Source organism: Bdellovibrionales bacterium (assembly GCA_016716765.1).
Taxonomy (GTDB): domain Bacteria; phylum Bdellovibrionota; class Bdellovibrionia; order Bdellovibrionales; family UBA1609; genus JADJVA01.
In genome coordinates this window covers 418645-438725 of record JADJVA010000020.1, presented here as the reverse complement: position 1 = coordinate 438725, position 20081 = coordinate 418645, and the positions used below count along the sequence as shown (strand labels likewise).

Here is a 20081-nt window from a genome sequence, read left to right as displayed (position 1 = left end):
GTGTGAATCTACCTTTACATGCCGTCTCCATGGCGGAGGAATCCAGCATCTTGTTTCGCGAAGCCCTGGCGAAGCCCCATATTAACTTGGCTTTTTACGAACGCACCCACGACCTTATTGAGGCAGACCTGTTAAGAAACTCTGACCTTATTCATGATGATTTCCAGTTCTGGTCAGTACGGCAGAACTTACCGGTGATCGAGAGTGCCCTTGCGGAGACCATCGGGAATATTGGCCCACTCCCAGTCGATGTGATTGAGTTATTACACCATGATGTTCGAGATCTCATACGCCTGTTTTTTGATGTGACTGGCGAGACTCAGCCGTTTGTGAGCCTGCGCACTGTTACAAGTAATTACTTTGTTGAGAATCCAACTTCTGTTTCTAATCGCTACCACCGCGACAGCTCCGTCATAACGCTGTTCAAGACGTTTTTAGGGAACGGTACTGAGTGGACGCCCGATGAAAACGTGATCCGGGAACCATGGAAGAGTGTCTCCATTCAGGGAGAAAATGAACCGGACGAAAAGTACGTCATTGATCCACGCCTTGTTTATCCAACGACCTGCAAAACGATCGGGTTCCTGAAAGGTGAAACTTGCCCGAGTACGATCGATTCGCGGTCGCTCGAATTCATTAAGAACTTCATCTCGATGGATGAGATCGTGGAATTCAACGTGGGCGGCTCGCTCATCCATCGAGGACCTGGCGTTAAAGGTGACGAGAAACGGGTCATTCTGACGCTGAGTTCATTCCGATTACCCAAGTAAATCGACCAACTATAAACGCCGACACCAAGGCTTTTTACAAATCCTGACTACAATTTTTTAGTGCAACCTTGCCCCGGCGAGGTCTCAAAAATCTTGCGGAGACGATGGAAACGCTAACTATGTCAAATTCAATTTGACCTTCGCGATCTGATTGGAGTGGGTTGGCCTCATGTGCATCGAGATAGTCTTGTGCTTTTTGTCTGCCCAGTTCCTTGGTCAGCAGACCGGACCATATAAAGTGCCTAAAGGCATCGCCTTCGTCGTTGAGGTCTTGGTTCGGGAAATTGCGGGCCGTAGCATCTTCGGCGCGACCCTTCAGCTTGTAAACGGAGAAGCTTGTTTAGGATTCCTGACGCCAGCATCGAACGCCGCACCGAGCTAAATTTACAGGGAAAAACCTGGCTTTTTATAACCCCAGGGAGGGTCTACAGCAATTATGCTGGGTGTTTTCCAGCTAAAATCCCTTTGCAAAAGGAAAAGTTCCCTGGAATTTAGCGGCTCCTGGATTATTCTTTAATAGATTTTTTGCTTGGTTGCATGCGAAGATGTCTTCCCTCGGAGTTCTCAATAAAGGGCAAGGGTAAAGTGCATGCATAAAGGATAAGCATATAAGCATAACAGATAAGCATAACAAGCAAGGCTTGTTCGGAGTAACTCATAGGAAGAATAGCAGCAATGAAAAATTTTGAATCTCTCTCGCTGAAGCTAAAGAATAACCGTCTTCATATCATCGACCAAACGCGTTTGCCCGCAGACGAAGTGTGGTTAGAGATCTCAGATGTTGATCGCTTGATCGAGGCCATTCAATCACTCCGAGTCAGGGGAGCGCCTCTCATCGGTGTTGTGGCCGCATGTTTTCTTGAACTTGAGCGCCAGAAGGGGAAACCTGCATCTGCGTTCAATGAAATGGCCGCTCGCATCCGGAAGTCGCGACCGACAGCGGTCAACTTGATGAATGCCATTGACCGAGTCCTTCGGGGGGAGTCGGGCGAAGATATTCTCGAAGAAGACGTTGAGCTTTGCAAAAAGATGGGAGCTATCGGTGCCGAGCTGATCCAAGATGGAGACAATATTCTCACGCATTGTAATACGGGAAGTCTGGCGACCGCTGGATCTGGAACGGCGCTGGCTGCGATTAAATCTGCGTTCGCACAAGGTAAAAAAATCCATGTCTTTGTTGACGAGACGAGGCCCTTACTTCAAGGAGGCCGACTCACGGCCTGGGAGTTGGAGAGACTTGGCATTCCCTATACTCTCATTTGTGACAATATGGCAGGCTCACTCATGCAGAAGGGACGAATCGATAAAATATTCGTTGGATCTGATCGAATCGCCCTCAATGGTGATTTTGCCAATAAAATTGGGACTTATTCCGTTGCGGTATTGGCTCATTTCCATAAAGTTCCATTTTACCCAGTGGCCCCACTCACAACTCTGGATTTGAAATCTCAAAAGGGTGCTGAAATCGAAATTGAGATGCGCAACCCCAATGAAGTTCGTGGTGCCATGGGCTCATTCGGAACTGTCACTTGGGCGCCGATGGATTCTCCGGCCTACAATCCCTCGTTTGACGTGACTCCCGTCGAATTGGTGACGGGCCTTGTGATGGATTGTGGGTATTTTTCGCAGCAGGAGCTACTCAAAGGATGCCTGCAATCATTGATAATCCCGGGGTGAAGCAAGACCGGTAATAAGTCAGGTAATAAGTCACGTAATAAGCCCAGTTTGAGAAGAGAAGAGAAGAGGCCACTTCAAAGCAAACTGACTTATACGCTGAAAAGTATGTTTTGATAATATACGCCTAACAGTATTTTATTTGATACCTTTGCAGGAGTCTTCATGAAAATTTTGGTGCTCATTCTCTCGTTTTTTCTACCCGTATCGATCGCGGGAATGGAACTGTTTGGCTGGTTGACGGCCTTTGTGGCTCTCTTTCACTTTGGCGTGAAACCTACATTGTTAAAATTAAAAGGCAGAGGGGACTTCAAGACGCGGGTTGTGTCTCTTGGAGGATTGCGGGGAATTTCTGTAGGGCCTGATGGGGCGCTCTGGGGACTATGGTTGATAGCCGCACTGGGTGTGTACGTAAACGGAAACGCCGAGACAGACGCGACCTACGTGATCGGCAACTTCAGATGGATCATTTTGCTTTATGGATATTCTTTGGCCTGGAAATCCCTGCTTGCCAACACGACAGACTCCCAGAAATTAAATGCCCTGTTCATTTTGTTTCTACAGGTGTTGACCCCGGTCCTTCTGATTGTGAGCCTCTATGGCATTGTGCAGAGCCTGACCGGAATAGATTTGATTCGACCAGGTCGAGAAGTGCATTCATTGCATCTGGCTGGAATTCAGATTTTTCGCGCCTCAGGTTTTTCAATAATCCCATGACCTACGCCCATTTATTTGTCATGTGGTTTTGCGTGGTCCTCAGTTTGATTTTTGTGGCAGATTTGCCTCGAAAGCAAAAAAACTGGCTAAGACTTGTGGCCGTTGTGGTTGGCCTTGGGCTTTTCTTGAGTTTAATTAGAGGCGTATGGATCAGCGGCACGGTGTCTGTCATGGTCATGCTTTGGTTCTGGAGGCGCCGGGCATTTTATCGCGGTACTTTGGCCGTGGCTATCGTTCTTGGTCTTTCTTTGGCCTTTGTTCCTCCGGTGCGCGAGCGAGTTGTGTCGATCTTTGGAACTCAAAACATTGAAAATCGTGATCGCGTCACCCTCTGGGCAGCCAATTGGAAAATTTTTAAGGACTATCCTCTCCTGGGCATTGGCTACACTGAAAATGAACGTCGGATCGGAGAGTACTATGAAAGGATGGGTATTACGGATGGCTTTAAAGGACATGCCCACAACGTATATCTGCAATTTCTCGCAGGCACAGGTTTTCTTGGTCTCTGCTGTTATTTGTTTATTATAGGATATTTTATCCTCTTGGCCCTGCGTTTGTGGCGCAAACTTCCACTCGATCAATCCTGGGCTCGCGCTTTGGCTCTCGGTGCCTTGGGAGCCCAAATCTCTCTTCATGTCGGAGGTCTGACACAAAATAATTTTTCAGATGGAGAAGTCACTCACAACTTTGTTTTTATTCTTGCCATGCTAGTAGCTCTAGCTCAAAAGCATCTCAAAGTCCTCTCGAGAGAGACTTGATCCTGAGAGTGTATTCTGTTCTGAAAGCTCTCGCTCTGATTCTGAAAACATCGCAGCAAAAGCACTGGATTTAATTTTCTTTAGCTCCTGAATTTTTTCTTCCACTGAGTTTCTCATGATGTAGCGGTAAATCTGCACCGACCTCGTCTGACCAATTCGATGCACACGATCAGAGGCTTGATTTTCAGCCGCTGGATTCCACCATGGCTCCAGATGAAACACATAGTTTGCCTTGGTCAAGTTCAAGCCAACTCCACCCGTCTTGAGCGTCATCATTAAAATCTGGGCTTGGGTGGACTCGTTAAATTTTGCGAGAATCTCTCTTCTTTTGTTCGCTCCATCTTTTCCAGAAAAACTCAAGGCCGGTAGGCCTTCGATATCAAAGCGCTTCTTGATCAATTCCAGTGTTGTCACAAAATTCGTAAAAACAACCACGCTGTGACCGTTTTCGATAAGCTCGGATACGTTGGCGATCAAAGCTTTTAATTTGGGAGGATCCTGCTGATACTTCACGTTCGGCACCGTTTGAGGAAAAGAGCAAACCTGGCGAAGGCGGAGCAGGGCCGTCAGCATCTGGAGCTGACTTTTTGGGAGCCCATCGCTGTCGATGAGCTCTCTGATTCGGTCGTTCCATGAAACGGCGATGTCTTTATAGATCTTTTCCTGTTTTGCATCGAAATCCATGTGGATGACAGTTTCGACCTTTTCGGGCAACTCATTGAGCACCAATTCCTTCGTTCTTCTTAAGACCAAAGGTTTGATCTTCATTCTCAAAAAGTCGATATCTTCTGTGCTAATTTCTGCTTTTTTAAGTGATCCGTATCGTTTGCTGTAATCGGCGTAGGACCCCAGGGCTCCAGGGACACACAAATCCATGAGACTAAAAAACTCGCCAAGGTGATTTTCCATCGGCGTTCCCGTCAGGCAAAATTTGTGTTCGGCGATCAATTGCCGAGAAGCCGCTGTTCTCTTTGCATTGATGTTTTTTAGATTTTGTGCCTCATCGAAAATTCCAATCGACCATTTAAACTTATTAAAAAAATCGATTTGATCGGTCAACAAACCATAAGTACAGATAACAACTCGCTCTTGCACTGACTTCTTTTTCGCTGTTCGCGATCCAGAACCAGAACCTGACCACTCTTTGTGATACTGGTCGATTTTTCGCGAATCAAATATTTCGACTCGGGTTTTAGGAGAGAATCTCTCAAATTCTTCGTGCCAATTGTGCACGAGAGAAGTGGGCACCACGATCAGAGCTTGGCCAAGCTGACCCTGTTCGCGCAAAAGTGAAAAGAAAGCGATAGTCTGAACTGTTTTTCCGAGTCCCATGTCGTCAGCCAAAATGCCGCCGAGCCCCAGCTTATACAGTTGGAGCATCCATTGGACGCCATCTTTTTGGAAGGGCTTGAGCTCTGTCAGAAGATTCTTCTTGAGGATATTTTGAGTTCCCAAATTGTCCGATTCGGAGTGAGTGCCTAAACGATCGTACTCAGCGCAGATTTGTTGCCACCGAGGTCCTCCCTCAATGGGAACTCCCGCTCGTTTTAAGGCCAACATATTGAGAATCTCTGATTTCTGAAATTTTACGTTTCCGCCCTCTCCTCTTGAAAAGCCAATGGTTTCTGATTGATTAGAGAGTTTATTCCAGAAATAATTGAGCCACTTGAGGCTCGGTATTTGTTTTCGGGGAATATAATAGTAGCGACCCTTATAGGCCACCACAGGATCGCGGAGAAAGTTCACCATTTTGTCTCGGGGAACTTCCTCTCCCTTAAAATAAACCTGCGGATTCAATTCGAACCAATCGATGTTATTTTTGTTTTCAAGCATTTCAAATTTTGTCTGGAGATCTTCAGGTGACAAGGTTTCAACCAGAACGCCTGAAATAAAGCAGGCCTGTGGATTCGCTGCGAAGAAAGGAAGTCGATCAACGGGTCCATCTTCTTTTAAAATGTTGACGCTTAAGATGGAACCATCCTGCATAAAAGAGGACCACTCCGCTTCGTCAGAAGTGGGGATTTTGGGATCGGACTTACACCATATGACTTCGGTCTTAAAAGCCTTGAAATTACTGCGATCAAAAGTCTTTCCTTGATAATGAGAGGAAATTTGATCTGCGTAAACACCCAAAAACTGAAATAAACTCTGACTGTAATCGACAATAAAAACTTTTCCATTTCTCACACGAGTGACGACAAAAGAGCTCTCGTCAACAAGTTCAGAGACTGTTGATTTTAATTTTCGAATAAACTTTTGACCGGCCAAATCTGCCAGTTGAAGTCTTCCGGTCTCGCTGGCGTTTGCAATGCCCAATATTTTTAAACCGACGGCTTCCAGCTTTGCAGTGAGTTGTTTGATAAAGAGTTTCTTATCATTAGATTTGTTTTCAGGGGCGGGATCTTCTGTTCGATGAGCCAAAAATTGAGCATACTCAAGAATAAGAAAAAGGAAAAATCCCGAATGCTTGTATAATTTCAACTCACTTGATCGGGTAAATCGATTGCGACTGGCTAAATCCGTCGAACTTGTACCTAAAAAACCAGAAATTCCGTCTCGAAGGCCCGCCAAAATTTGCACGAGTGGCATAAACCGACCTGTTAAAGGAAAATCCTCGCCCTCATCATCTTTCGACACAAAACAGACCCTTGCGGCGCTTGGCGCTTCCTCATCAAAATAGGCCTGGATTCTGTCTTTCTTACTGATAAACACTTCGCTAAAATCAAATTCAAGCCTGATGTCTTGCCTTTTTAAACTTTCGCTAAAAGCCAAATAGTCAAATTCTTGACCCAAACGAATACTCAATTCACCAGATCTCAGGGACTCATCAGTCGACTTGGTTGGGAGCCACACATGGTGGTCGTGCAATGAAAGATCAACAGCACTGAGGGTCGGGCCTAAATTGTAAAAGGACAATCGCCTCGCGTTCACATCAAGTCCTGCTCTTGTCGACAGCTCCCTGTATTCTTGAAACTTCGGATTGAGGCTGCCAAGGAGGATCATCTCATTTTGATTTTGCGATTCTGAAGAACGACAGGTGAGCTTCCATTTGATATCGATTTCTCGAAAGTCAATCTGCTCAATCTCGATGGACCTAGAGGGGTCATAAAAGTTGGGATTGAAGTGACAGAGAGAAACCTTCAGTGCCTTGTTATCCAATTGATTTTTCAGGATCGGCAAGTAGATTCCTATCAATCCGCAAACCAAATGTGGAAGTTCGTGCCATGCGGACGAAGCCAGGTGCTCTCCCCAATCATACTTACCTGCCTCGGGCAGATTTTCCAAAAGAATTCGCAGAGGTCCTTCTTTCTCCATGAGCCAAATGTAGGGGCTGTAAAAAAGGCTTGCCAGAGAGAAAACACTGCCATCAGAAAATTCGAAGAGAATGGCTTTCATGAGTTTTTGACTCTTGAAAGCAGCAATTCGCGGCTTATTATGACCATGGTGAGTCACTGCCAAAGAAGCCATGTCAAAAGAGTCAATGATGGGTGATGAGCCAAGGCCAGACAGCGTGTTTTTTTTCTCTGAAAGCCATTTACTTGACTGGAGAATCACACGGCTCAGTTGCACAGGGACACCTGTGCTTATCTTTTTATTCAAATCCGTATTCAAATCCGTATTCAGAATTGCATTCAAATCAGTCTTCACATCTGGCGAAGGGAGGAAGAGTTGCCTGAGAACCCTCCTCATTCTTTCAATTCTGTCGGACTTTTCATCAAAGGAACCCTTATTTAGGATCACGTAATAAAGAAAAACCAAGGCCGTGATCGAATCGATGTTCTCACACTGAATGATCCCTGTTTTTGAGATGTCTAAGCTCGATATCTCGGCATTGGCTCGATCAAATAAGGTCCAAAAATAGTCAGGAGAGGAGGGCGTTTGCTTTCCGAGGCAATAACAGGACTTTCTCAGGTCATTTGTGAAGAGAGGATCATCAAAAAGAGTATCATAATCCGAAAATAGGCCTTCGATAATTTGGGTAGAGGCAAGAAACTGATCCTCTCCAATCAATTTCTTGAGCTCATTGCTGGACATTTCACTGAGCAATTTAACTGTCAGACCGTTCAATTCAGGTGGAAGTCCCTTTGAATGAGGCGGTTTCTGAAACTTCATCGAATGATTTTGGTTACTTCTCAAGATACTACCCCGTCTCCTGGTCTCACTCATTAAAAAAATCCAATTGACTCCGATCGAGCAGGCTAATTCAAATCTGTAAAAAGAACAATCACTTTGCTAGAAAAATGGGCGCTGAGGGATCGAGACCTTTTTGTTATTATTGCAATTCCGTCAACAATTTTTCCGTTGTTCTGAAGGCGGGGAGAGAGATTCTTTCAGCAGGGGTTGGCATAAATGTAGCAAACCAGCAAAACTCTGGTTTGAGTTTGTCTGAGTTTGTTCGAGCTTGTCTTTGTCTTTGTCTTTGGCTTTGTCTTTGTCTGAATTGCATTGAAGGGGAAGATCATTGAATCAAGATTGCTATTCAATTTGGAATTGGTGCCGGAAATCGAGAAATTCTGTCTGGTTAATTGTGGTTCTTGGCCTAATAGCAGTCGGATTTTCCACTGCCTTCGGCGGAGAAATGGACGAAATCGGAGAAATGGGAGAAATGGGAGAAGTGGACGAATCGGACTCAGAGGGTCGATTTATTCAAACGGCCATTATGGGGTCTGATGATCGTTGCCGACTTTCTTATGGGTCTCAGGCGACAGCTGTCGAAAAGGCCTTTTATGGGGTTGGTGCCTTTTATCCTCCGAGTTCCAACACATCCGCACCGACCGATAATCATTATAATAAGGGGACCGGCCATTTGGTTGGCAGCAGAGACCTGGTGGTCACTGCCGCTCATAATTTTCGCAAAAGGGGAACCAGCGATCATGGTAATTGGAAAAAATATAAATTTTACGTAAGAGTGTGGGTTCCCGAGCAAAGGAGAAAATCTCTTGATCGGCCCTATGAATTCCGATCTTTTGGAATCAAAAGGATTTGTTTTGGTGCGAAAACTGCCACTATCGGCCATCACCATGATTTTGCATTTCTCCAGCTGTCTGAGCGAGTCTCAGAGGTCGTCGATGGCATTCCCGTGGACCCTCAACATTGGATTGAGCCTCTGGCATTCGACGGGCGTGCCAGGGAGAGTTTTCCTAATGTTGCCATGACTGTCGGGTTTCATAGGGACAAAAAGTGGGTGGCCCAAAAGAACTGCAAGCCCTTTTCACTTTTTGATCAGACTCCGGATATTTCCCCCAGTTTTCTTTCATCTGAAAGGCGGCGCGGCCTTCTGATCACCAATGGTGACTTTATGGCGCGATCATCGGGTTCGTCCATCGCCCTTCTTGATGAAAATGGGAAGCCACATTTGGCGGCGATCCTTGGGGGGGAATTTGCAGATGCTCCCAAAGTAAATTTTGATGGAAGATATCAATTTAATTATGCCATTGATGCAAAGGAGTTTTATAAAGAATTTGTGGGATTTAGGCAGTCATCGGATACTGCGGGGGATGAATTGTGTAAGAGCTCTCAAGTGATTCCGCTGCGCTCCAGAATCTGAGAATGAGAATATTGGCGAGTTGTGAAAACTCGAAAAATGAGGCCTTTACAAATTTGAAGGGAGCGATTATTCAGTGAGTTTTAACTTCCTTCATGCCCTTTACATGATGAATTTTATGATTATGACATTAATCAGATCCACATTTTTGTTCTTTTTTTTATTTCTTGGAATTTACGCAATTGCGCTGGCAGGTGGAAAAACTGACAACCTGGCATGTTCTTCAAAAGACGGGCTGATCTTCGAGGGCTTTATACCGGTCTCCAATTTGGCGGAAAACAGCGCAGGCCCTGGGTACGAATTCGATTTGGTTATTACCGTGGATCAAATGGCTGAGCGTCTGCATGGCGAATACGATGAGGTCGCTGGTACAATGAAAGAGAGTGCTCATCTTGTCGTGATAAGGGATTTCAAAAGCGGCGTTTACACTCTCTTTGTTTCAAAACAGGGTGACGGAGCGGCAGCCCCCCGATGGGTGAAACTTTACGCCCAACCTAAGACATTGAGAGTCTCTAAAACGGCAGGGTCTACGTATGAGGCAGAGTTTAAGGGTTCTCTCTCATTTTTTCTTTCGAAGCTAGGAACATCCGTAATGACGAAGCCAGTGAGCTGTAAGCTGAAATATGATCTGGTTAGTGATCAGCCCTGAGATTCAGTTTTATTTTGAAAGAGTCAGAACCTGGTCATTTGTCCTAAAGTGATACCCTCCTCTTGACGATAAGTACTTGTGGCCACTCTCGTTTTTCTTGAGAGGCCGAGAAGTCGTTGTGAGGATAAAATTTTTGATAAATTGTATTTCGATGCCTCTCAGGAGAACTGCGCGGCTTGGAATTGAAGCTGTTTTGATATTCGCGTGTCTTCTGCTCTTTCAGCAGAGATCGGGAGCCGCGCTTTCCTGTCCCGTGGAGTTCGTCCCTTACAACGGCCACTGTGGATTTATCGGAAGTAATGGAAAATTTCGTCCCGTATTTAAACTCACTCAAGCAAATTTGAATTTTTCTAAACAGTTTGTTTATTCCGAATTTGCTCAGGGACGAAATCCCAATTGGGAGAGAGCTATTTTTCCAGAACCTATCGACCGAAATCTACTTGCGGGCAGTAGCAATGGGAGCGGCAGCACGAGCCGCGAAAAGACTGTGCCCCAAGACGGAGGCGCGTGTGAGATGGACTGTGATGATGCATCGAGGAGGGCGAGTGAGACCGGTGGTGGAAATTCGGGAACTCGGAGCCAAACTGGAAAGCCTCCCAAGGGTCAAAGTCAGGAGGGCACCTACGCGAGTGAGTCAGAGGAGGCTTCGCCTGCAAGTGGCCAGAGTGGTGACCGGGGCGAGTCCCAAGAGGCGCAACAAAGCAATCAGACCTCAACTGGGACGAGTAGCTCCTCTGGAGACTCTGCCTCAGGTGCCCCCTGGGGGTTTCCTCAGCGATCCGAAATTGAGGCCGATAGAGAATACTGCAGTCTCGCAAAGAAGCAGGCGAGCATTTGTTGCAACGATCCCGTACAGTGTGTGACAGGCCTGAGCGGTCCCAGCGCTGGAACGATCACTGCGGTGGGTTCAATAGCGATGGGTGCCATGAGTATGTTCGCGATGCAAGGCACAGCCAGTACCGGATCAGACGGAAAAGCTGATACGGCTGGAATTAAAAAAAGTTGCGAGCTAATGAAGATTCTGGCCATTGGCGGAGCCGCAGCCAACACGGCTTTGGGAGCCAAATGTTATTCGGATAAGAGCACCTGCGAAAGCAATTGCGAGGAGCTTTCAAACAAATATCGAAAAGTCATAAGTGCTTGTGATCAACTCGAAAAGACCTGGAAGGCCAATGGCGGAAGCGGCCAAAGATGCAACACCAGTCTCGTCAGTGAATATCGCTCGGCCATGGCCCTCGGGGGTGCGGTGATGGGGTCTTGCCAAGCTTTTAATGCTAATGTTGCTCAGATGGGAGGGCAAGCTGCCCAATCTGCAGCCGCGAGTGGTTTCGCTAATCTTTGTTCAGACGCTGCCTCGGCCCAGGAAGAATACCCCAATATTGATCCGCAGCCTGTATTTAACGGAGACTGCAATGATCCGGTCAACGCCTCAAATCCTATTTGTGTGAATTGTCGAGGGCCGGCAGCAGCTTCTGACCCGCTTTGTGCGGGATTGAATACGGGCAACTCGAATTCATCTGGAACGACAGGCGGTTTTCGGGGGCCAGACTTTGGGGTGAGAAGTGTGGATGGGAGCGACCTGAATGTGACGGACCTATCGGCTCAACAGCAAGGTCCTCAATTCGGTGATGGCACAGGGGAGGCCGCGAGAGCGAATCAAATTCCTAACAATGGGGGCGGTTTTTCGGGTGGGCAAGGTGGCGGCGGATCTCCCCTCGCAGGCGGAGGAGGGGGCCAGGGGCAGGGGCCCGGCTACGACACTGATGTATTGAAGGGTCTCGGAGGAGGAGGGGGCTACAGTTCTGGAGAGGGAGCAGTGGCCACTGAAACTCGAGCGGGGTACAACGGTCCTCCGAGCGAATCGGACAAACGAAGTGCCAATCCGTTTACAAAATTTGATCTGAAAAGGTATCTCCCTGGTGGAGAGAGGGATTCAAGCGGGCGCGGACCTTCTGGTTCTGAGTCTGGCGCGGCAGCGATTGGAAAAGCCAGCGAAAATATTTTTGAGAAAATAAGTAATCGCTATCGTATTATGTGCAAACAGAAGCGCTTTTATGGTTGCGAATAAGTGAGTCAGGCCTCCTAAATTTGGCACGATTTTAGCTCACCAATCAATCATTCCCCGTCATTACGGGGTTAAAATGAAAAGGTGAATAAAAATGGGCTTAAAATCGTCTCCTACGAAAAAAAATCGACCCCTTATTTTCGTCTTTCTTCGGCTCTGGGTATTGGGCTTTGTATTGATTCTCATCCCAATGGCCTTGGGCGGACCAAATTCTGATCCCTTTGTTATAGACGATCAAGGAAATGTCATCTGCGGCAATGCCCCCGGCTTAGCCAAGGATGTTTGGAGTCTGGGCCAGATCATACAAACGAGCCTCATGGGTCGTGATAGTCGTTGCCCTCTCAGTTATCCGGAGGCTGATGAGGAACCGAACGAAGTTGATGTTCAATTCTACGGTGTTGGTATGATTTCGTATCGGGGAAGTGACTGTCACGTCGGGACTCGAAAAGACGGTCGATATGTTGAGGTTGAAGGATGTATGGGGACGGGTCATTTGGTCCTTGATCAAGACATGGTGATTTCGGTTGGTCATATATTTTGGGATGATAAAACAAATCGCCTCACAAAAGATTATGTCAATAAATTCAAGTTTTTTGTTAAAGTGTGGGTTCCTCCCAGTCAAAGAAAGGATCCAAACAAACCCTATGAGGGACGTGCTTACGATATTGAGGCGATTGAGTTTCTGGACATCCCAGGTGATCTCGACGAAGTTGCATTTATCAAACTGAAAAAGCCGGTGTCTCAGGAAGTTGATGGAATTGCGATTGATCAGAAACATCAGATTCAGCCCATGGCGTTTGAAAAATTAGATCGCAGTAAACTGCCCAAGACAGGTATGACTGTTGCCTTTCAAGGCGACAAAGTTCGAGGACGGGCATTCAAAAACTGTGAACCTTTTGAGCTTGTTTCTGCCCCTCGCGAGTTTGAGCCCAACTCCAATGTGTTAATGAACAATGCGGACATCATGCCTGGGGCTTCGGGCTCGGCCCTAGCACTCTTGAAAAATGGCAAACCTCATTATGCCGCTTTGGTTTTAGGAGCTAAGGGAGATGAGGCTGGATTTGCGGGCGAGTATGTTCCAAGGGGCCCGCGCCCTCGTTACAATCGTGCGCTCGATGCGAATTCCTTTTATGATGACTTCATGGACTTTCGCCGAAAATACGGAAGAAATTGATTTTCAATTGACGAAGTTTTAGACACCCCATGGGCTTGGTCGCGGGTTTGCGCGAGTGCTTATTGAGTTGGAGATGGCCCTTAGTTTGCTTTCTCATATTGGTATGAGCTCACCTCAGTTTTCATTTATGAAGGGGAAGTACTACTCGTTTCAGGACATATTGAGTCGTGGTGTTCGTCTGAGTGTGGTTGCTATACGAAGAAAAAGGGGCCGGTCCTATCGCCTCTACCGAGAAGCAAAGAGAATGTCTCATTTTTGGATTGAAGGACCTTTTGGACCTCGTGGAAAAGTTCTCTATCTTTACTTGGCGGACTCCCCCCTCACGCAGAAAGTGAAGAACACCGTTGGAGGAGTTGATTTTTGGGACTCGCACTCAGGCGGCCAGGTTTCTCGAGGAATAGATTATTGGAACAATTCCTATCCTGCTTATGCTCGGCTAGATCGGGAGCTTCAGAGCAGAGCTCAAAATGATATATTTAATAGTGTTTTGAAATACAGTTTAGCTAGTCTCACAATTTTCTTTATTTTATTTATCTATCTTCTCATGCCCTATTGAAGAATTTTTTAGTCAGTCTCAAAGGCTCTGACGAACAGATTCAATGATTTTTTCCTGTATCTGAGGTGACATGTCTGGGTAGATCGGAAGGCTCACCACTTGTTGAGAGGCCTTTCGGGCCTCACTGATATCATGCACCTTTGAAATCTTTTGATAGGCTGGTTGGTCCGCCATGGTGCTGGGGTAGTGGACAGCTGTTGGAATTCCCAGTTCATTCATGCGTTTTTGAAATTGCTCGCGCTCGGGAACTCGCAAGGTGTACTGAGCCCAGACACTCTCTCGATCAGCACGGACAAAAGGAATGGCGAGTTCCATCTGGGAAAAGGCCTCAGAATAATTCTTTGCGATCCGTTGACGCTGTTCGATTTCCCAAGGGTAGCGTTCAATCTTTGGCAAAAGAATAGCGCACTGCAGGGTGTCGAGGCGTCCGTTCACTCCGACCAGGGGATGATGATATCGCTGTGACTGGCCGTGATTGCGAATCTGTTTCAGCTTTTCGGCCCATTCGCTATTGTTTGTAAAAATGGCTCCGCCGTCGCCATAACAACCGAGAGGTTTGGCTGGAAAAAAACTCGTGATACCGATTTCGGAGAGGTTTCCGCTGCGCTTGTTTTTATAAGGAGCCCCAAAACTTTGGGCGGCATCTTCGATGACATGAAGTCGATGTTTTGCTGCGATGGAGTTGATTTCATCCATGTCGGCAGGCTGTCCATAAAGTGAAACGGGGACAATTGCCTTCGTTTTTGGTGTGATGGCCGATTCGATGTGACGAACATCGATGTTAAAAGTCTTGGGATCGATATCGACCATAACAGGGGTCGCACCCGCAAGAACAATGGTTTCTATTGTCGCAATGAATGAGAATGCCGTTGTGATCACTTCATCGCCGGGACCAATATTGAGGGCCATCATGGACATCAGGGCTGCGTCCGTTCCGCTTGCGCAGGTGATTGCATATTTGCAGCCAAGAAAGTTTTGAAGAGACTTTTCACATTCTTCGACTTCAGGTCCCATAATGTACTGCCCATGATTGAGGACTGTCTGAATCCGAGCGTCAATCTGATCTTTGAGTGAATTGTATTGGGCCTTGAGGTCAATGAACGGCAAGGACATGATGCGATCCCTTCGTTGGGTGGTAAGGATTGAATTGGTTCTTAACATATTCCCAGCAGGACAATCAAAGCAAGAGGGAAAGTTCTGATCAGATCAAGCCACATCTCTTGCTCTGTCTGGGTCGAGAGGGCGGTCAATTGGCGGCATCTGCGAAGAACACTTGTAAGGTCTTGATTTTCATAGGATAAACCAATGGCAATGAGGGATTAAATTCACAACGATTTAAACATGTGTGAGGTTGAAAATATATGATTCCTGTGATTTTGTCTGGTGGAAGTGGAACACGTTTATGGCCCGTTTCTCGCGCCTCTTATCCAAAACAGTTTTGCGATTTTTATGATCAGAGTTTTTTAAGGAACTCGATTCAACGCTTAAAACCCTTTGGAAACCCCTATATTCTGACTCTTGAATCCATGCGTTCGCTTTCCATTCGAACTTTGGCCGAGGAGGGCTTGGGAGCCGAGTGTGTTATTTCAGAACCGATGGGAAAGAACACGGCTCCGGCTGTGGCTTTGATTTGTCATTGGTTGAAAACTCAGGGAAGAGAAGACGAGATCGTCGGTGTTTTTCCAGCGGATCATCTCATTATCGATACCAAGGGTTTTCAATCAGCCGTGGAATTGGCTATTGACTGCGCGAAAGAGGGAAAAGTTGCCACTCTGGGGATTTATCCTACTGAGGCTTCAACAGGATATGGATACATTGAAATCGAAGAGAGAGTCGTTAAGACGAAGAATGATTTGCAGGCCCGAGGTGTCCTGGGTTTTCGTGAAAAGCCAAATCAGGCGACTGCCGAGGAATTTCTTAAATCGGGGCGACATTTTTGGAATGCGGGGATGTTTGTTTTTAGAGCTTCGGTGATGATTTCTCATTTTGAAGAGCACCTTCCTCTGGTTTGGAAAAAAATCTCAGGAATAAAACCCGACTGGAGCAACGCCAAATACAATTATGCGATGATTGAGTCAATCAGCTTGGATTACGGAATCATGGAGAAACTGAGGGAGCAGGTTTGTATTCCTTGCTCGATGGGTTGGAGTGATGTGGGCTCTTGGGATGAGCTGGCTCGTTTGGATGAAGAAGTGAGAGCCTCAAAAACTGAATCATCAGCGTCTATCTATACTGAGGACTCAGTTAATAATTATGTGTTTTCAATCAAAGAGAAAGTTGTGGGCTTAATTGGGGTCGAGAATTTAATTATCGTCGACACTCCCGACGCCTTGCTTGTCTGTAAGAAGGGGCAAAGTCAAAAGGTTAAAGATTTGTTGGATCAAATCAAGAAGGCGGGCCTGCCGGAAGCAGTGGAGCATCCTTTTGAAATTAGGCCTTGGGGCGGTTTCGAGGTATTGGCTGACCAAAAAGAATTTAAAGCTAAACGGATAACAGTTGATCCGGGTGCAAAGATTTCTTATCAGTCCCACGCAAAACGCAATGAACATTGGATTGTTGTGTCTGGAGAGGCCGAAGTCATTCTAGACGAGAAAACTCATCGGGTCCAAACGGGAGAATCTATTTATATTCCAGCCGGATCAAAGCACCGTATTGGCAATGTGGGCTCAATGCCAATGATTTTTGTTGAAGTTCAAACGGGCAGTTACTTTGGTGAGGATGACATTGTGAGATACCAGGACGATTATTGTCGAATTTGAGGCAAAATGGAGTATGAGAAAATAGGGGAGGCGAAAAAATTGAAACGAATTTCTTTATTGGAGTATCTTCAGACAGGAAAGCCAATTGTTTTTGACGGGGCGATGGCGACGTCTCTCTACGAGAGAGGCTATTACATCAATCGGAGTTTCGAAGAACTTTGCTTGACGGACCCTCAGGCGGTCAAGGAAGTCTTGATTGACTTTAAGAAGGCGGGAGCTGAGCTGCTGACCACAAATACCTTTAATGCGACAAAACCAAAGCTCACTGAATATGGCTTGCAAGGACAGCAGAAGGAAATACTTGATGCAGCGGTGAAAATTGCCCAGGATGTGGCCGGTGATGAGGCCTACGTGATCGGACTGATGGGGCCTTTGCCAGTCATGATTGAACCGCTGGGACCCACGGCCTATATCGAAGCAGTGGCTTTGTATGAAGAGGTTGCACGCACTCTCGATGAGGCAGGGGTAGATGGATTTACAATTGAGGGATTTCATAACCTGAGAAATCTTGAGGCCGCTATCGTCGCAATCAAGAAAATTTCCGATAAGCCTGTGTTTGCGCATTTGAGTTTAAATGAAGACATGCGTTCATCCTATGGAAGCACTCCAGAAGATTTGGTTCGCCTCGCAGAAGAGTATGACCTGGAAGCCTTGGGATTTTGTGGAGAGGTGGGGCCGAGTGGAATGTTGACGGCCCTTGATCGAACAAGGCCGCTCACAAAGCGATTGATTAGCCTCAAACCCAATGCGGGAATGCCGAAGTATGTGAATGATCAATGGATTTATCTTTGTAATCCTGATTATCTGGCGAAATATGGAAAACGCTTTATTCAGCAGGGAGCTAATATTGTTGGGGGGCACTGCGGGGTGCACTCACTTCATATTCGGGCTCTGACGAACGCGGTTCGCATGGCCACAAACTATGTGCGAAAGGAAAATCCCACTTTTGATTTTTCGCTTCCACTGGTGGATCAACCGGCAAAGCCAATGGATCTTGGCGAGAGAAGTGAATTAGGGGCAGATTTAAGGGCTGGTCGGAAAGTATTTTCGATTGAGATCATTCCGCCAAAAGGCGCAGATACCAGGACCTTTTTAGAACACTGTCGCGAACTCAAAGCAGGTGGAGTCAAATATGTGAATATTCCAGATGGGGCGCGTGCGGTGGCTCGCTTAAGCTCTCTTCATCTGGCAGCGCACATTCAAAGCGAAATTGGAATTGAGGCGATCCCTCATTTGACCACTCGCGATCGCAATATTATTGGCCTGCAGAGCGATCTCTTGGGCTGTCATGTGGCCGGAGTGCGAAACCTTCTGTTGGTAACGGGGGATCCTCCGAAGTTGGGAAACATGAAGGGAGCGACCGGAGTCTATGATGTTGATGCGATAGGACTGACCCACATCGCCTCGCGTATGAATAGCGGGCTTGATTTGGGGGGAGCGAGTATGGGATCAGCAACTCGGTTCTGTGTTGGAGTGGCGCTCAATCCAACGGCTTCTCATCGGGAATTAGAAATCAATCGTTACAAATATAAAATTGAGGCTGGAGCTGATTATGCGATCACTCAGCCCATTTATGATCTTGAATCCTATTTGACTTTCATGGATCACCTGGGAGGTTCTAGTATTCCCGTAATTATGGGCATCTGGCCTTTGGTGAGTCTGCGCAACGCTGAATTTTTAAAAAATGAGGTGCCTGGAGTGTCTGTACCTGATTGGGTGATTCGTGAAATGGAAAAAGCTCAGGGTGATAAGGGAGAAGCAATGAAGAGAGGCATGGACATCGCCATGAAGACAATGAGCGAAGCCAAGAATCTGGTGGCGGGTTTTCAGGTGAGCGCTCCCTTTAATCGTGTGGGTTTTGCCTTGGAGGTAATTCATGCCCTTTCCCATTAAGGCCTTCTCTCGTGGGCAAACTTGGGAGATGAAGGTCTCTCTCGCGGGACCGACACTGCTCGATATATTGTACGCTCATGAAGTGCCCATTCGTTCGAGTTGCATAGGCAAGGGGGTTTGTCGTCAGTGCCGAGTGAAAGTTGTCAAAGGCACGGCACCTGTGTCTGGAGCAGATAGCAAAGCCTTTTCTGCAACAGCTCTTCAAGATGGTTGGCGCTTGAGTTGCCAAATTCGTCCGAAATCTCAAATGGAAATTGAATTTCCACAGGTTTATCAGGTGGGCGAACACCTTGAAGTTTTGCGGCCTCCTGTTTCAGATTGGTGGATCGCTTTTGATGCGGGAACAACGGGCTTAGAAATGGCCGCGATAGATAAGAATGGAGAATGGTGTCGGGCGCGGGGCTTGAACAGCCAGGTGATTATGGGAGCCGACGTCATGACTCGGCTCGAATACGCCCAGAGACTGGGCGTTGAGCCACTTCACTATCGCTTGGTTCGCCAAATCAAAAAGCTTTTGGAAACAATCAAGACTGAGGCCGGACCATATCGTTTTTCTGATAGGGGTCTTGTTGCTGGCAATTCAGCCATGATTTCGTTTTTGCATCAGTGGTCGATCGATAGTTTGGCTGTTTTTCCGTTTCAGCCCCATTCGTTTGAAGAGACAAAGACAAGTCTGGCAGATACAGGTGATTGGACGAGCCTTCCTCTTCTGAATAGTTTTGTGGGCGGGGATCTGTGGGCGGGATTGTTTTTGTTATGGAAGAAAGGGGAAATGAGTAAGCCCTCTTGGATCCTTTTGGACGTGGGGACCAACTCTGAAATTATTTTCTGGACTGGAGAAAAACTCTTGATCTCAAGTACGCCTGCGGGGCCTGCTTTTGAGGGATCGAATATAAGTATTGGAATGAGGGCTGAGTCGGGAGCAATCATCAATCCTCTTTATGATCCGAAAGAGAAAGCTTGGACCTTCGATGTGGTAGATGGGGACGTCCCGCGCGGCATTTGTGGGTCGGCTTTGATTCAGGCCGTTGCCCAGGCTCTCAAAGGTAATTTGCTTAACACGGAGGGAGAGATCCTCGATGCAAAAAAAATTTCGTTGAATCCAGACTTGGGTTTGAATCAAGACGATATTCGAGAATTTCAGTTAGCGAAATCAGCCATTCGGACAGGTGTTGAGCTGATCATGAAAGAGGGCGGTCAAAGAGCGGAGCGTTTGATTTTGGCGGGCTCATTCGGAGAACATCTGCCGACAGACTGTGCCATTGAGCTGGGACTCCTACCAAATATGAAAATGGAAGCGATCGGAAATTCCAGTTTAAAGGGAACGATTGCTTGGGGTCTTGCCTCTGACCAGGAAAAAAAGGAGTTTGCTGCCTGGATCGATAAGGTCAAAATGCCGGTCGATTTGGCTTTGAAAGATGAGTTCCAAGCGATGTTTATTGAATCCATGAATTTGCATCCGTAACGACCGAACTGATGGTGTTTGAATCCGTTTGAATTTATCTGAAGTAAGGGAGAGAG

At 46.7% G+C, this 20081-nt stretch carries 14 protein-coding genes; 12 read left to right on the top strand and 2 right to left on the bottom strand.

The features are described 5' to 3' along the window. Positions 1–2 precede the first annotated feature (2 nt). From IPL83_10710 to IPL83_10695, 4 genes are all read left to right on the top strand, one after another. Complete coding sequence (locus tag IPL83_10710; GenBank protein ID MBK9039618.1) at positions 3–770, top strand: DUF1826 domain-containing protein; 768 nt, start codon at positions 3–5, stop codon at positions 768–770. Between the two features lie 675 nt (positions 771–1445). Next, the gene (mtnA, locus tag IPL83_10705) at positions 1446–2447 is read left to right on the top strand and encodes an S-methyl-5-thioribose-1-phosphate isomerase (protein ID MBK9039617.1); all 1002 of its coding nucleotides are present in this window, start codon (positions 1446–1448) and stop codon (positions 2445–2447) included. Between the two features lie 162 nt (positions 2448–2609). Beyond that, the gene (locus tag IPL83_10700) at positions 2610–3161 is read left to right on the top strand and encodes a hypothetical protein (GenBank protein MBK9039616.1); all 552 of its coding nucleotides are present in this window, start codon (positions 2610–2612) and stop codon (positions 3159–3161) included. A 32-nt stretch (positions 3162–3193) separates the two neighbouring features. Continuing rightward, positions 3194–3919: an O-antigen ligase family protein gene (locus IPL83_10695; protein MBK9039615.1), complete on the top strand. Its 726-nt coding sequence runs from the start codon at positions 3194–3196 to the stop codon at positions 3917–3919. Here IPL83_10695 and IPL83_10690 read toward each other — a convergent pair. Beyond that, the gene (locus tag IPL83_10690; GenBank protein ID MBK9039614.1) at positions 3878–8056 is read right to left on the bottom strand and encodes a DEAD/DEAH box helicase; all 4179 of its coding nucleotides are present in this window, start codon (positions 8054–8056) and stop codon (positions 3878–3880) included. The two genes, IPL83_10695 and IPL83_10690, sit on opposite strands and share 42 nt — an antisense overlap. 325 nt (positions 8057–8381) lie before the next feature. Between IPL83_10690 and IPL83_10685 the strand changes: the two genes are divergently transcribed. The 5 genes from IPL83_10685 to IPL83_10665 all read left to right on the top strand — a co-directional run bounded on the left by IPL83_10685 (position 8382) and on the right by IPL83_10665 (position 13908). Continuing rightward, positions 8382–9467, top strand: a complete 1086-nt coding sequence (locus tag IPL83_10685; GenBank protein ID MBK9039613.1) for a hypothetical protein — start codon at positions 8382–8384, stop codon at positions 9465–9467. A gap of 73 nt (positions 9468–9540) precedes the next feature. Beyond that, positions 9541–10113 carry a hypothetical protein gene (locus IPL83_10680; protein MBK9039612.1) on the top strand — a complete coding sequence of 191 codons (573 nt, stop codon included), beginning with the start codon at positions 9541–9543 and terminating at the stop codon, positions 10111–10113. A 133-nt stretch (positions 10114–10246) separates the two neighbouring features. Continuing rightward, on the top strand, positions 10247–12181 hold the full coding sequence (locus tag IPL83_10675) for a hypothetical protein (protein MBK9039611.1): 1935 nt from the start codon (positions 10247–10249) through the stop codon (positions 12179–12181). Positions 12182–12272: 91 nt separating this feature from the next. Continuing rightward, the gene (locus IPL83_10670; protein MBK9039610.1) at positions 12273–13352 is read left to right on the top strand and encodes a hypothetical protein; all 1080 of its coding nucleotides are present in this window, start codon (positions 12273–12275) and stop codon (positions 13350–13352) included. A gap of 73 nt (positions 13353–13425) precedes the next feature. Further along, a complete protein-coding gene (locus IPL83_10665; protein ID MBK9039609.1) occupies positions 13426–13908 on the top strand; it encodes a hypothetical protein in 483 nt (160 codons plus the stop codon). 18 nt (positions 13909–13926) lie between these two features. Here the strand turns inward: IPL83_10665 and IPL83_10660 are convergent, their stop codons facing one another. Beyond that, a complete protein-coding gene (locus tag IPL83_10660; GenBank protein MBK9039608.1) occupies positions 13927–15021 on the bottom strand; it encodes a DegT/DnrJ/EryC1/StrS family aminotransferase in 1095 nt (364 codons plus the stop codon). A 248-nt stretch (positions 15022–15269) separates the two neighbouring features. Here IPL83_10660 and IPL83_10655 point away from each other — a divergent pair, with 248 nt between their 5' ends. From IPL83_10655 to IPL83_10645, 3 genes are read left to right on the top strand one after another with little or no spacing between them, the layout of a single operon-like run. Next, positions 15270–16667, top strand: coding sequence for a mannose-1-phosphate guanylyltransferase/mannose-6-phosphate isomerase (locus IPL83_10655; GenBank protein ID MBK9039607.1), 1398 nt, complete (start codon positions 15270–15272; stop codon positions 16665–16667). A gap of 39 nt (positions 16668–16706) precedes the next feature. Then, the gene (locus IPL83_10650) at positions 16707–18560 is read left to right on the top strand and encodes a bifunctional homocysteine S-methyltransferase/methylenetetrahydrofolate reductase (GenBank protein MBK9039606.1); all 1854 of its coding nucleotides are present in this window, start codon (positions 16707–16709) and stop codon (positions 18558–18560) included. Next, positions 18544–20025 carry a DUF4445 domain-containing protein gene (locus tag IPL83_10645; GenBank protein ID MBK9039605.1) on the top strand — a complete coding sequence of 494 codons (1482 nt, stop codon included), beginning with the start codon at positions 18544–18546 and terminating at the stop codon, positions 20023–20025. The genes IPL83_10650 and IPL83_10645 overlap by 17 nt, the downstream gene beginning before the upstream one ends. Positions 20026–20081 lie beyond the last annotated feature (56 nt).

What these genes read in the sequence shown, in the direction of transcription:
- mtnA (MBK9039617.1), top strand. Translation starts at nt 1,446, where the DNA reads ATGAAAAATTTTGAATCTCTCTCGCTGAAGCTAAAGAATAACCGTCTT.
- IPL83_10700 (MBK9039616.1), top strand. Translation starts at nt 2,610, where the DNA reads ATGAAAATTTTGGTGCTCATTCTCTCGTTTTTTCTACCCGTATCGATC.
- IPL83_10670 (MBK9039610.1), top strand. Translation starts at nt 12,273, where the DNA reads ATGGGCTTAAAATCGTCTCCTACGAAAAAAAATCGACCCCTTATTTTC.
- IPL83_10665 (MBK9039609.1), top strand. Translation starts at nt 13,426, where the DNA reads ATGGCCCTTAGTTTGCTTTCTCATATTGGTATGAGCTCACCTCAGTTT.
- IPL83_10660 (MBK9039608.1), bottom strand. Translation starts at nt 15,021, where the DNA reads ATGTCCTTGCCGTTCATTGACCTCAAGGCCCAATACAATTCACTCAAA.
- IPL83_10655 (MBK9039607.1), top strand. Translation starts at nt 15,270, where the DNA reads ATGATTCCTGTGATTTTGTCTGGTGGAAGTGGAACACGTTTATGGCCC.
- IPL83_10645 (MBK9039605.1), top strand. Translation starts at nt 18,544, where the DNA reads ATGCCCTTTCCCATTAAGGCCTTCTCTCGTGGGCAAACTTGGGAGATG.